Origin of the sequence: Virgibacillus phasianinus (assembly GCF_002216775.1) — a bacterium.
In the GTDB taxonomy this organism is placed as follows: domain Bacteria; phylum Bacillota; class Bacilli; order Bacillales; family Amphibacillaceae; genus Virgibacillus_F; species Virgibacillus_F phasianinus.
Genome location: NZ_CP022315.1, coordinates 2,621,841 through 2,634,175 on the forward strand (window position 1 = coordinate 2,621,841; position 12,335 = coordinate 2,634,175).

Sequence of the window (12,335 nt, forward strand, 5' to 3'; positions counted from 1 at the left end):
CGTAAGTTCTTAATCATAAAGATAGTTAAGTGAAGAAGAGCGCACGGTGGATGCCTTGGCACTAGGAGCCGATGAAGGACGGGACTAACACCGATATGCCTCGGGGAGTCGTAAGTAGACTTCGATCCGAGGATTTCCGAATGGGGAAACCCGCTGTTCGTAATGGAGCAGTACGCGTATCTGAATACATAGGATACGTGAGGCAGACCCGGGGAACTGAAACATCTTAGTACCCGGAGGAAGAGAAAGCAAATGCGATTTCCCAAGTAGCGGCGAGCGAAACGGAATCAGCCCAAACCAGAAAGCTTGCTTTCTGGGGTTGTAGGACACTCCATTGGAGTTACAAAGAAATGCTTTAGATGAATCGATCTGGAACGATCAGCCAAAGCGGGTAAGAGCCCTGTAATCGAAAAAGCGTTTCCTCCGGAGTGGATCCTGAGTACGGCGGAACACGAGGAATTCCGTCGGAATCCGGGAGGACCATCTCCCAAGGCTAAATACGACCTAGTGACCGATAGTGAACCAGTACCGTGAGGGAAAGGTGAAAAGCACCCCGGAAGGGGAGTGAAAGAGATCCTGAAACCGTGCGCTTACAAGTAGTCGAAGCCCGTTTATGGGTGACGGCGTACCTTTTGTAGAATGGACCGGCGAGTTACGATCGTATGCAAGGTTAAGTGGAAGACACGGAGCCGCAGCGAAAGCGAGTCTGAATAGGGCGAAATAGTATACGGTCGTAGACCCGAAACCGTGTGATCTACCCATGTCCAGGGTGAAGGTCAGGTAACACTGACTGGAGGCCCGAACCCACGTATGTTGAAAAATGCGGGGATGAGGTGTGGGTAGGGGTGAAATGCCAATCGAACACGGAGATAGCTGGTTCTCTCCGAAATAGCTTTAGGGCTAGCCTCAATAGATGCGTACTGGAGGTAGAGCACTGATTGAACTAGGGGCCCTCACCGGGTTACCGAATTCAGTCAAACTCCGAATGCCAGCTACGTTACGTTGGGAGTCAGACTATGGGTGATAAGGTTCATAGTCGAAAGGGAAACAGCCCAGACCGCCAGCTAAGGTCCCAAAGTATACGTTAAGTGGAAAAGGATGTGGAGTTGCCCAGACAACCAGGATGTTGGCTTAGAAGCAGCCATCATTTAAAGAGTGCGTAATAGCTCACTGGTCGAGTGACTCTGCGCCGAAAATGTACCGGGGCTAAACGTATCACCGAAGCTGCGGATTGTTCTTCGGAACAATGGTAGGAGAGCGTTCCAAGTGCTGTGAAGTCAGACCGTGAGGACTGGTGGAGCGCTTGGAAGTGAGAATGCCGGTATGAGTAGCGAAAAAAGAGTGAGAATCTCTTTCACCGAAAGCCTAAGGTTTCCTGAGGAAGGCTCGTCCGCTCAGGGTTAGTCGGGACCTAAGCCGAGGCCGAAAGGCGTAGGCGATGGACAACAGGTAGATATTCCTGTACCACCTCATGAATGTTTGAGCGATGGGGGGACGCAGTAGGATAAGGAATGCGCACTTCTGGAAATGTGCGCCCAAGCAGCAAGGGAGTTGGATTGGCAAATCCGTCCAACAATTCTGAGCTGTGATGGGGAGGGAACTATAGTACCGAAGTTCTGGATTTCACACTGCCAAGAAAAGCCTCTAGTGAGTTCATAGGTGCCCGTACCGCAAACCGACACAGGTAGGCGAGGAGAGAATCCTAAGGTGATCGGGAGAACTCTCGTTAAGGAACTCGGCAAAATGACCCCGTAACCTCGGGAGAAGGGGTGCTCCTTTAAGGAGGAGCCGCAGTGAATAGGCCCAAGCGACTGTTTAGCAAAAACACAGGTCTCTGCGAAGCCGAAAGGCGAAGTATAGGGGCTGACACCTGCCCGGTGCTGGAAGGTTAAGGGGAAGAGTTAGCGCCTTCGGGCGCGAAGCTTAGAACCGAAGCCCCAGTAAACGGCGGCCGTAACTATAACGGTCCTAAGGTAGCGAAATTCCTTGTCGGGTAAGTTCCGACCCGCACGAAAGGTGCAACGACTTGGGCACTGTCTCAACGAGAGACCCGGTGAAATTATACTATGTGTGAAGATGCACATTACCCGCGACAGGACGGAAAGACCCCGTGGAGCTTTACTGTAGCCTGATATTGAATGTTGGTACAGCTTGTACAGGATAGGTGGGAGCCATCGAAACCGGAGCGCTAGCTTCGGTGGAGGCATCCGTGGGATACCACCCTGGCTGTACGGACATTCTAACCCAGGACCGTAATCCGGTTCGGAGACAGTGTCAGGCGGGCAGTTTGACTGGGGCGGTCGCCTCCCAAAGAGTAACGGAGGCGCCCAAAGGTTCCCTCAGAATGGTTGGAAATCATTCGAAGAGTGTAAAGGCAGAAGGGAGCTTGACTGCGAGACCTACAAGTCGAGCAGGGACGAAAGTCGGGCTTAGTGATCCGGTGGTTCCGCATGGAAGGGCCATCGCTCAACGGATAAAAGCTACCCCGGGGATAACAGGCTTATCTCCCCCAAGAGTTCACATCGACGGGGAGGTTTGGCACCTCGATGTCGGCTCATCGCATCCTGGGGCTGTAGTCGGTCCCAAGGGTTGGGCTGTTCGCCCATTAAAGCGGTACGCGAGCTGGGTTCAGAACGTCGTGAGACAGTTCGGTCCCTATCCGTCGTGGGCGCTGGAAGTTTGAGAGGAGCTGTCCTTAGTACGAGAGGACCGGGATGGACACACCGCTGGTGTACCAGTTGTTCCGCCAGGAGCATAGCTGGGTAGCTACGTGTGGCAAGGATAAGTGCTGAAAGCATCTAAGCATGAAGCCCCCCTCAAGATGAGACTTCCCATCACTCGAAGTGAGTAAGATCCCTCAGAGACGATGAGGTAGATAGGTTCGAGGTGGAAGCGTGGCGACACGTGGAGCTGACGAATACTAATCGATCGAGGACTTAACTAACCATTGATTGTCATCTATTTAAGCTCTTATTTAGTTTTTAGGGTATAAAATGAAAAAAGGTCTTGCATTTCGAAAGAAATATGACTATAATATATTTTGTCCTTAAATTTAATATGGTCTGGTAGTTATAGCGGAGAAGTCACACCTGTTCCCATGCCGAACACAGCAGTTAAGCTCTCCAGCGCCGATGGTAGTTGGGACTTTGTCCCTGCAAGAGTAGGACGCCGCCAGGCACAGTTAATCAAGGGTACAATACCGTATCCTTGATTTTTTAATTAAACAACAAAGAGGTGCATGGTATTGCACCTCTTTGTTGTTTTTTTATAAAGTGTTAATTTAACTCATTCCATAGGGCCCAAGCGTTTGCTGATCGTTACTGCCGCCTCCATTGTTGCTGCCACTGATAGCACTGTTATTGCTGTTACTACTGTTACTGCTGTTACCGCCACTTCCACCATTAGTGTTGCTCATTTGTGAAACGAGCGGAACGACTTGTTGCATCGTTTGGCCAAGAGATTGATTATTCTTTGTCATGGTATAATACGTTGCTGCTCCAACGCCTACAGATGCTAATAGGGGTACCCACATTGCATTTTTTTCCATACAAATCTCAACCCTTCTTATAAAATGTAATGAGTCTTTTATAGGATGATACAGTAGCTTTGAAAAAATGCCCGGTAAGACATACCATATTAATTATCTACTGTAAGCCATCTAAAGCAGCATTAGTTCCAGCAAGTCTACCGGTTACTAGAGCAGAAGTAATATTATACCCACCAGTATAGCCATGGATATCTAAAATTTCACCACAAAGGTATAAACCGTGCATCACCTTTGATTGCATCGTTTTTGGTACTATTTCTTTGATTGAAACACCACCGCCTGTTACAAATGCTTTATCGAGTGGTAAAGAGCCGTTAACCTGTATTGTGAAATGTTTAAAATCGTGCACGATGGTACGTATTACCTCTTTGGAAATTGTTGCAGCTTTTTGCTCTTCCAAAACATTATTTTTTGAGAAAATATAGGACAATAAACGTTCGGGAACAATTCCCTTAAAGCAGTTTTTAACGGACCTTTTGGGATTTTCCTGCAAAGTTTCCAAAATTTCTTTGATCAGTGTATCTTCATTTGTATCCGGTAAAGCATCCAATGCCAGGGTAACTTCATCCCGGCCTTTCATCAGTTCCTTTACGACAAACTGGGAGCATCGCAATACTGCTGGGCCGGAGATCCCAAAATGAGTGAAAATCATGTCCATTTGATGTGTGATAATAGGTTTATTCTTTTTATTAAGTACCGACAAAGCCACATCCCGTAGTGATAGTCCTTGCAGTTGTTTCTCTTTTATAAAAGGTTCATTTGAGGTTAATGCGACTTCCGTTGGATAGAGTTTTGTGATAGTATGTCCAGCCTTCTTTGCCCATGCATAACCATCTCCTGTTGATCCAGTATGTGGTACAGCTTTGCCTCCAACTGCGAGGACAACCGATTGACAGGAAATCTTTTCGTTATCAGATAAAATTATTGTATGTTTTTCATCATCAAAGTGTATTGCTTTTACCTCTGTTTGCATGCGTATGGTGACATTTAAATCATGCAATTTATTGATTAAAGCATTTACAACCGTTTTAGCACTGTTGGTTACAGGAAACATGCGGCCGTGGTCTTCCTCTTTTAATTGAACGCCCATTCCTTCAAAAAAATTGATGATATCATAGTTATTAAATACTGAAAATGCACTATAAAGAAATTTACCATTACCTGGGATATGCTTGATCACCTCATCCTCGGGAGTTTATTAGTGACATTACAACGCCCGCCCCCAGAAATAGCTAATTTTTTACCTAGTTTTTTTCCTTTTTCAATTAAAAGGCACTTTGCCCCATTTTCTGCTGCAGCTATCGAAGCCATCAATCCAGATGGGCCGCCTCCAATAATAATTACATCGTATGCCAATTCATTCATTCCTTTCGCTAGTATCGTACCATTTATCAAGAATAATTCCTATATTTTTAGACGAAACCTTATCGTACTTTTGGATAGGTATGATAAAATAAAAGTTATGTAATAAAAAATAGATGCAGGTGAATTTATGTCGAACATTGTCAAAGGTACCATGCTGCTTACAGGTGCCACATTTTTATCGAAATTTTTAGGAATGATTTTTGTAATCCCTTTTCACTATATTGTTGGTGATACGGGTGGTACGTTATATTCATTCGGGTATGTACCCTATAATATTTTAATTACAATTTCAACGATTGGCGTTCCATTAGCCGTATCAAAATTTGTATCAAAATACAATGCAATAGGCGATTATGCGACGGGACTGCGTATTTTTCGAGCGGGAATAATGCTAATGGCATGCACAGGTTTTATCGCCTTTTTAATATTGTTTTTCGGTGCCGAATATATGGCCGCATTCACGTTAGCGGGAGAAGAAAGTGGACTCTCGATAGATGATGTAACCATGGTTATCAAAATGGTGAGTTTCGCATTAATTTTGATACCAGCAATGAGTATTGTACGTGGTTTTTTTCAGGGGTACCAATCGATGGCACCAACAGCTGTATCACAGGTTGTAGAACAAATCGTCCGAATTGTATTCTTGTTAACCGCTGCATTTTTAACTATTTACGTTTTTAACGGCAGTATTACAATGGCTGTAGGATTTTCCACATTTGCGGCTTTTGTAGGGGCGGTTGCGTCTTGTATCGTGCTTTATGTATATTGGAGAAAGCGCAAAGCAAATATACATAAAAATATTGAAAAACAAACGGTGCATTCTCATATCCCTATGAAAACGTTAGCGATAGAATTGCTAACATATGCAGGGCCATTTGTTTTGGTTGGATTGGCAACACCCTTGTATCAACTTATAGATCAAGCCACCTTTTTCAAAGCAATGAAAGCTATTGATAAGCTTGAAATTGCCAAAGTTGCTTTAGGAGCAATCAACTTTTATGGTCATAAATTAATTATAATCCCGGTAACACTAGCTACCGGACTTTCCTTGGCAATATTACCGGCATTAACAAAATCATTCAATGAAGGAAATAAAACAGTTGTTTTTAAGCAAATAAATCAGGCCCTTCAAATTGTAATTGTCTTAACCATCCCAGCTGTAGCAGGGCTGTCGATGTTATCTGACGAGGCGTACGGAGCATTATATGGACAAAAAAATATTGAGCTTACTGGGACATTACTTGGTTGGTATGCGCCGGTAGGGCTATTATTTGGCTTATTCCTTGTTTCAGCATCTATCCTCCAGGGAATCAATCAGCAACGATTTGCGGTTGTCAGTTTATCGGGTGGATTATTAATCAAGGTACTCTTTAATATCCAGTTAATTCACATGTTTGGTCCGAAGGGAGCTATTTTTGGTACTGCACTTGCTGTTGGTACAGCTGTTACTTTGAATTTATGGCGTATTCATAAATCTATTCAGTTTTCGTTCAAACAAACTTTTAAACGAACGATGTTAGTTTGTATTTTTACTATAATTATGGTCATAGTATTATGGCTTACCAAATTAATGCTTGGAACATTTATCCCTTATCATGATGAAAGATGGGGAGCTATTATCATGCTTATAGTGGGTGTCTCCTTTGGGGGAAGTGTTTATTTGTGGTTGGGTTATTATTCTACACTGCTAGAACGTGTGTTGGGAAATAAGGTTCGCGTCCTTGACCGGATATTTAAAAGATAATGGAGGGTGTCTATGCGCCTGGATAAATTGTTGGCAAATACGGGCCACGGGAGCCGTAAAGAGGTTAAAAACCTGCTAAAAAGAAAAAAGGTATCGGTTAATCGTACAATCGTAAGGGATGGCAGTTTACACGTTGATCCATCAACAGACATAATTCAGGTTGGGGATTACACGGTTCACTACCAAGAATTTATCTACTTAATGATGAATAAGCCACCAGGGTATGTATCGGCTACAGTTGATGATAAGGACAAAACGGTAATTGATTTGTTGGCTGAAAATTACCAGCACTTTGAGCCTTTCCCCGTTGGACGGTTAGATAAGGATACAGAGGGGTTATTGCTTTTAACAAATGACGGAGAGTTGGGGCATAAGTTAACCTCCCCTAAAAAGGACATAGAAAAGGTATATTATGCACGAATTGATGGGTGTGTAACAAATGAAGATGTTAAACAATTTGCAGGTGGTATACTTCTAGAAGATGGATACCAGACAAAGTCTGCAAAGCTTCGTATACTTACTGCAGGTGCGGTATCGGAAATCGAAGTCACAATATCTGAGGGTAAATATCATCAGGTCAAAAGAATGTTTGCTGCAGTAGGCAAAAGGGTGAGTTATCTGAAACGAATCAAGATGGGGCAGTTGCTGCTTGACCCCACACTTGATAATGGATATTACCGGGAACTAACTGAAAAAGAATTAACTTCCATTTTATAAAGTGAAATAAAAAGCTGACGACCTGAATTAATCGTCAGCAATTGCTTTAAGAAACCGATACTTTTTTATCTGTAATTTTCCACTTACCTCTTGTTGGACTGCTAACTAGACCATTGTACGACAATACATTTAAATCACGTTGAATTGTCCGGTTAGTCGTATCAAATTCTTCCGCTAACTCGATGGTTGAAACCATGCCACATTCTTTAATGTAGAAGTAAACTGACTTCACTCTTGTTAGCATTCGAGATGACGAATAATCCAAAAAACCACTCCTTAATGAATTCATTAATCCTGTGGTGCAAGGGAATCTACGACGTTACTTATATTCTATTATGTTTTTATTCATTTTAAAAGCGAAATTGTTAAAATTGTGGAAAAATATTTAGTGAAAATACGTGATTTATAAAGAGGTGAAAGGAATGACAGTTATTCCGCATTATTTTATCGGGGCACCCATTCCATCAGATTTAAAAGAAATGCTTACTGAATGGCAAAATAAACTAACAGATGAATTTTTGTACAAGCAATGGACTAATAAGGAAGACTTTCATATTACCTTGAAATTTCTAGGGCCAGTACAGCCAGATAATATTGAAAAAGTTAAATACAGATTAAACGCTGTTAACGAACTTCCATCATTTTCACTTGTTATAGAAGGAATACAAACCTTCGGAAATCCTGCTTCACCACGTGTTTTATTCGCAAATGTTCACCAAATGGATCCTTTACTTAAATTGGTTGAATTGGTGGAGTCCTCCATGCAAATATGCGGGTTTGCGAAAGAAAAACGGGAATTTCGTCCTCATATAACACTTGCAAAGAAATGGAAGACTGCTTCACGAAAAGTTCAAGCTGCACCATTAATTGAAAAATTTCATAACGAAAAACATGTATTTAGCATTGATCATATAAATCTTTATCAAATTCATCCAAATGAAACGCCAAAATATGAAGTGATCAAGACTTTTTCACTAAATGGTACCTGTTAATAGTTGTGTTTTTTCATATATAGCTTTAAAATACATGATTGGATTAAATTTTTTCAGATTTGAGGAATGAATGTGGATTGGCTTAAAGCAGTTTTAGGAAAAGAATGGGATATAAAATCAGCTGGTGGCCTTACAGGTGAAGCCTACATTGCAACCAGAGAGGATCGGAAACTATTTTTAAAACGTAATTCATCCCCTTTTTTAGCTGTACTATCGGCGGAAGGAATTGTTCCTAAACTGGTTTGGACCAAACGGCTGGAAAATGGAGATGTAATCACGGCGCAGGAATGGTTGGACGGCCGTGAACTAAGTGGGATTGAGATGCAGCATCGTCACGTTGCTTCCTTACTCCATAAGATTCATCATTCCTCTGAACTGCTGCATATGCTTATGCGGTTAGGAAAAAAACCATTTACACCTAAGGACAGCCTTGAAAATCTAAAACAGGAAATCTTCCAACTTAAATTAGATAATGAGATTGCATTTTCAATTTGTATTTTGGAAGAATTTTTACCTGTAACGGAAAATCAGAAACTAGGCGTTTGCCATGGGGATTTGAATCATAATAACTTATTGTTAACGAATGATAGTCAGTTGTATTTGATTGATTGGGACAATGCGATGATTGCCGACCCAATAATCGATGTTGGTTTTATTTTAAAATGGTACATCCCAAAAGAAGAATGGGATGATTGGTTATTCTATTATGGGATCGAGAAGGACGGTAATCTTATCAAACGCATGTATTGGTATTTATTAGTTGATGCCCTTTATTATTTCGTTTGGCATTCTAAACGCAAAGAATTCGTAAAAAGGGATGATCGATTAAAAGACATTCATGACTTAAATAGCCAAATTCGTCAACTAATCCAGATTTGATTGATCTATAAGGGCCGTCCAGGATTCAATATTATTTTTATTTGTAATGATATGTTCTTCCGGGTTTTGTGCTTGCTCACCTTGTAACCCGTAATTATAGATTTCAGGCAATAATGCTAATAATTGCTCGTTCGTAATAGTTTCTTTTGCCATTAATGTCTGGATGATTCGTTTTATTTGCTGGTATTCAGCAACACTGGCGGAACCTTCCTCGGATTGTTCTGTTAATATGTCTTGCAGTACCATTAGTTGATCATTAACTGTTAACATTTTTTCATTTCACCTCATTTATATAGAATACACGTCCCAATACATATTATTCTTGACATTTATTGGAGGCAAAACTAAATTATAATTTGCAAATGGAGGATTAAACGCTTATGCGACAACGCAATAAACCATGGGCAGATGACTTTTTGATGGAACATCAGGAAATTGTTATCGCGGAACCAAAAGAAAATAAAGGTAAGTGGAAAAAAATCTTTGGAAACACCAATCCAATTCATCTGGAGATTGGAACCGGTAAAGGACAGTTTATTGTAGGAATGGCTGATCAATATCCCGGTATAAATTTTATTGGAATTGAAATGGCTAAAAGTATTATAGTTGACGCCGCTCAGAAAGTTATCGGGTCAGAGCAACAAAATGTTCTGCTTGTAAATGAAAATGCGAATGATTTGGAAGAATTTTTTGCGGAAAACGAAGTATCGACTATTTATTTAAATTTTTCAGATCCATGGCCTAAAAACCGTCATGAAAAGAGACGTTTAAGCTATTATACATTTTTAGCGCAATACCAAAACGTACTTTCGGGAAACGGTGAATTAATCATGAAGACTGATAATCGCTCATTATTTGAATATTCCCTTGTAAGTTTTTCAACATACGGATTGCAGCTGGAAGAGGTAAGTCTCGACCTTCATCAGCTGAATGATGCTACCAATGTTATGACAGAATATGAGGAGAAGTTTTCCAATAAGGGACAGCCGATTTACCGGTGTACGGCAAAGTTTTAATTGTTTTTTAAAGGCTTTTTTAACAAGGTTTGCTACTATCACCGAAGTTAATAAAAACTGCGACGTATGTGCTGGGTTGTGTTCCGCTGCGTTGGACTAACACTCATATAAAGTTATGTCGCAGTATATAGGTTTTGTGCCAGAAACAACAACCCTGTAGAAAACAGATTTTCAAAATGACAAGTATTTGCAGACTTCTATCTATTTCGATAAACTAAATAGATAGAGGAGGCTGATAGAATGGAAGCGTTACAAATAGGCAGGGCTAAGCTTACGTGGTTAAATGGTGGAGTGAATTTCCTTGACGGTGGTGCGATGTTTGGAGTTGTTCCAAAAGCGTTATGGAGTAAAAAATATCCGAATAATGATAAAAATCAAATCGAATTGCGAACAGATCCGATTTTATTGCAAGTGGATGGGAAAAGTTATTTAATTGATTCCGGTATGGGGAACGGAAAACTTTCAGAAAAACAAATGCGCAATTTTGGTGTGCTTGAGGAGTCATCAATTGATCAATCCTTAGCTGAACTTGGGCTGAAAACCCGTGATATTGATGCTATGCTGATGACCCATTTACATTTTGATCATGCTTGCGGCTTAACGAAGCCATCAGGCAATAGTTATGAATCCGTATTTGAAAATGCAACCATCTATACATCAGATGTAGAATGGAATGAGATGCGTAATCCAAATATCCGGTCAATTAATACATACTGGAAGGAAAATTGGCAGCCAATTGAGGATCAGGTAACTCCTTTTGAACATGAAATTCAAATTGCTGATGGATTAAAAATGATCCACACGGGTGGCCACAGTGATGGGCACTGTATAATTGTCTTTGAGGACGGGGATGAAACCTTTATTCATATGGCGGACATCATGCCAACACATGGTCATCAAAACAAACTTTGGGCATTAGCATATGATGATTATCCGGTTACTTCGGTCCATCAAAAAGAGAAGTGGATGAACTTCGGTTATTCAAAACAGGCTTGGTATACGTTCTATCATGATGCTTATTACCGTGCTATTAAATTTGATCATGAAGGCAAAAAAATAGATGAGGTAGAACGGGAACGTTATGACTATAAATAATTGAAACAAAAGCTATCCTTACACGGGATAGCCTTTTCTTTCGACCATAACTTTAAAATATTGACCCAATATCGTCCTTTTGCGGGATACATAAGCATACTGAAATTTGCTTATCCGCTTTTTTTCTTGGTAGAAGCTTTTTTTGGTTTTGCAGCTTTTGGTTTGACTGGCTTTGGCTTATTTTTCTTAGCCTTGTCGAGTGACGCTTCCAGTGCGTCCATTAGATTAGTGACATTATCTGGCTTCGGTTTACTTTCACCAATTACAACGTCCTCATTGTTTTTCTTAGCTTCAATTAACTCGAGAAGTGCTGTTCGATAGTCGTCCGTATATTTTTCTGGGTCAAATTCTGCTGTAAGTTGTTCGATAAGCATCTTAGCTGTATCCAGTTCCTTCTTTTCAGTTTTTGTTTCCTCTGGAACATTTGGAACATCCTTTACTTGTCGCACTTCATCTGGGTAATGAATGGTTTCTACAACTAGTGTATTCTTATAAACGCGGATGACCGCAAGCTGCTCCTTTGAGCGAATGATCATTTTGGCAATTCCGATTTTTGATGTGTCTTTTAAGGCAGACCTTAACAGGCCATATGCTTTTCCTCCGCCTTCATTTGGGGAAAGGAAATAGGTTTTCTCAAAATAAATCGGATCAATTTCTTCAAGCTTTACAAAGTCCATAATTTCCACAGATTTATCGCCTTGCTCTTTCCTCAATGCTTCTAAATCTTCATCATCCAAAATAACAAACTTGTCTTTTGCATATTCATAGGCTTTTACAATTTCATCATTTTTAACTTCACGGTCGCAATTGGGGCATGTCCGCTCATATTTAATCGGAGACTGGCATTCTTTATGCAGCTGTCTTAATTTTATATCCTTATTTTCCGTTGCCGCATGCATTTTAACTGGAATATTCACAAGTCCAAAACTGATAGTTCCTTTCCACATCGTGTGCATGAAATAAAACCTCCTCTTTTTGTC

10 protein-coding genes, 2 rRNA genes and 1 pseudogene are annotated in these 12,335 nt (G+C 41.0%); 8 read left to right on the forward strand and 5 right to left on the reverse strand.

The genetic code is table 11. The features are described 5' to 3' along the window. Positions 1–23 precede the first annotated feature (23 nt). A 23S ribosomal RNA gene (locus CFK37_RS12515) occupies positions 24–2,944 on the forward strand. A 117-nt stretch (positions 2,945–3,061) separates the two neighbouring features. Further along, a 5S ribosomal RNA gene (gene rrf, locus CFK37_RS12520) occupies positions 3,062–3,177 on the forward strand. Between the two features lie 103 nt (positions 3,178–3,280). Here rrf and CFK37_RS12525 read toward each other — a convergent pair. Both CFK37_RS12525 and CFK37_RS12530 read right to left on the reverse strand, forming a co-directional pair. Then, entirely contained in the window at positions 3,281–3,532 is a 252-nt protein-coding gene (locus CFK37_RS12525) for a hypothetical protein (protein ID WP_172840428.1), read from the reverse strand. 112 nt (positions 3,533–3,644) lie between these two features. Then, positions 3,645–4,903, reverse strand: a pseudogene (locus tag CFK37_RS12530) (BaiN/RdsA family NAD(P)/FAD-dependent oxidoreductase). Positions 4,904–5,039: 136 nt separating this feature from the next. Between CFK37_RS12530 and CFK37_RS12535 the strand changes: the two are divergent. After that, positions 5,040–6,656 (forward strand): putative polysaccharide biosynthesis protein, encoded by a 1,617-nt coding sequence (locus tag CFK37_RS12535; RefSeq protein ID WP_089062169.1) that lies wholly within the window; start codon positions 5,040–5,042, stop codon positions 6,654–6,656. Positions 6,657–6,668: 12 nt separating this feature from the next. Beyond that, positions 6,669–7,373 (forward strand): pseudouridine synthase, encoded by a 705-nt coding sequence (locus tag CFK37_RS12540; RefSeq protein WP_089062170.1) that lies wholly within the window; start codon positions 6,669–6,671, stop codon positions 7,371–7,373. A gap of 46 nt (positions 7,374–7,419) precedes the next feature. On the opposite strand, the gene CFK37_RS12545 is transcribed toward CFK37_RS12540, so the two are convergent. Next, a complete protein-coding gene (locus CFK37_RS12545) occupies positions 7,420–7,662 on the reverse strand; it encodes a DeoR family transcriptional regulator (protein WP_089062171.1) in 243 nt (80 codons plus the stop codon). Between the two features lie 133 nt (positions 7,663–7,795). Here CFK37_RS12545 and thpR point away from each other — a divergent pair, with 133 nt between their 5' ends. Next, positions 7,796–8,365, forward strand: coding sequence for an RNA 2',3'-cyclic phosphodiesterase (thpR, locus tag CFK37_RS12550; protein ID WP_089062172.1), 570 nt, complete (start codon positions 7,796–7,798; stop codon positions 8,363–8,365). Positions 8,366–8,431: 66 nt separating this feature from the next. Beyond that, on the forward strand, positions 8,432–9,244 hold the full coding sequence (locus CFK37_RS12555) for a phosphotransferase family protein (RefSeq protein WP_089062173.1): 813 nt from the start codon (positions 8,432–8,434) through the stop codon (positions 9,242–9,244). Here the strand turns inward: CFK37_RS12555 and CFK37_RS12560 are convergent. Beyond that, entirely contained in the window at positions 9,230–9,514 is a 285-nt protein-coding gene (locus CFK37_RS12560) for a YtzH-like family protein (protein ID WP_089062174.1), read from the reverse strand. The genes CFK37_RS12555 and CFK37_RS12560 overlap by 15 nt on opposite strands. Before the next feature lie 110 nt (positions 9,515–9,624). Here CFK37_RS12560 and trmB point away from each other — a divergent pair, with 110 nt between their 5' ends. Together trmB and CFK37_RS12570 are read left to right on the forward strand one after the other, a co-directional pair. After that, a complete protein-coding gene (gene trmB / locus CFK37_RS12565; RefSeq protein ID WP_089062175.1) occupies positions 9,625–10,260 on the forward strand; it encodes a tRNA (guanosine(46)-N7)-methyltransferase TrmB in 636 nt (211 codons plus the stop codon). Between the two features lie 240 nt (positions 10,261–10,500). Further along, on the forward strand, positions 10,501–11,355 hold the full coding sequence (locus CFK37_RS12570) for a YtnP family quorum-quenching lactonase (protein WP_089062176.1): 855 nt from the start codon (positions 10,501–10,503) through the stop codon (positions 11,353–11,355). 110 nt (positions 11,356–11,465) lie between these two features. Here CFK37_RS12570 and ku read toward each other — a convergent pair whose 3' ends face one another. After that, entirely contained in the window at positions 11,466–12,311 is an 846-nt protein-coding gene (ku, locus tag CFK37_RS12575) for a non-homologous end joining protein Ku (protein WP_089062177.1), read from the reverse strand. Positions 12,312–12,335 lie beyond the last annotated feature (24 nt).